This is a genomic window from bacterium endosymbiont of Bathymodiolus sp. 5 South (assembly GCF_900128535.1).
Classification (GTDB): domain Bacteria; phylum Pseudomonadota; class Gammaproteobacteria; order PS1; family Pseudothioglobaceae; genus Thiodubiliella.
Genome location: NZ_FQTR01000417.1, coordinates 1 through 869, shown reverse-complemented (window position 1 = coordinate 869; position 869 = coordinate 1). Strand labels below are relative to the sequence as shown.

Sequence of the window (869 nt, the reverse complement as noted above, 5' to 3'; positions counted from 1 at the left end):
TTAATGCGATTAAAAATTGAATAGCGTACTTCTTTTGGTGTTTGTGCCTCTATATGATATGCGACAAACATTGTGTCTTCAATAGTTCTTTGTAAGTTGGTGGGCAAATCATCACATTTTTTACCATTTAATTCTATTAAAAACTCCAACCCTTTAAGTTTTAATGTCTGTTTAACAAAAAAACTTTTGATGGTAGAAATCCTTTGCAAACCATCAATTACCATCCATTTTTCAGGATCGCTAACATCAAAGTAGAATACCGGCAAAGGTAGTTTTAGCAAAATAGATTCAATCAATCTACTTTTTTGATTATTGCTCCACAAATCAGCCTGTCGTTGATAGTCTGGGATGCCTATCTCCTTTCTTTTTAAACGATTAATTATGGTTGGCAACATAACAGTTGCATGTGTAACTTTTATATCATTAACTGAAAAAGGGCTGGTAATGTCTTGGTCATATTCCCCCACCTCATTATCTGTCATTTCAATCTCATCTTCTTCTCTGGGTTCTGACATAATGTATTCCTACAAGTTTTTTTTGAATTTAAATTGCGGTTTATTTTACCGTCAAAAGTTTAACAAAAATATCCTTAAATAAATCAAGCGATATTTTATAAATAATTAATATTTAAGCCATTATAATGGCTTTTTATTTTCTAACCTTTATAAAACTATGAAATCATTCAATCCACCAATAAGAACACTAATGGGTCCAGGTCCAAGTGATGTGCATCCGAGAATTTTATCTGCTATGGCGCGTCCAACGATTGGACACCTTGACCCTGCTTTTGTTGGCATGATGAATGAAACTAAAGAAGGCTTAAAGACTATTTTCAAAACTGAAAATGAATTAACCATGCCTGTATCAGC

1 protein-coding gene and 1 pseudogene are annotated in these 869 nt (G+C 32.8%); one reads left to right on the top strand and one right to left on the bottom strand.

Features of this window, described 5'->3' with window-relative positions:
* The coding region (locus BBROOKSOX_RS11905; protein ID WP_139662105.1) for a DUF262 domain-containing protein at positions 1-515 on the bottom strand (515 nt) is incomplete at its 3' end.
* Between the two features lie 157 nt (positions 516-672).
* Here BBROOKSOX_RS11905 and BBROOKSOX_RS11900 point away from each other — a divergent pair.
* A pseudogene (locus tag BBROOKSOX_RS11900) lies at positions 673-869 on the top strand (alanine--glyoxylate aminotransferase family protein); the annotation flags it as partial.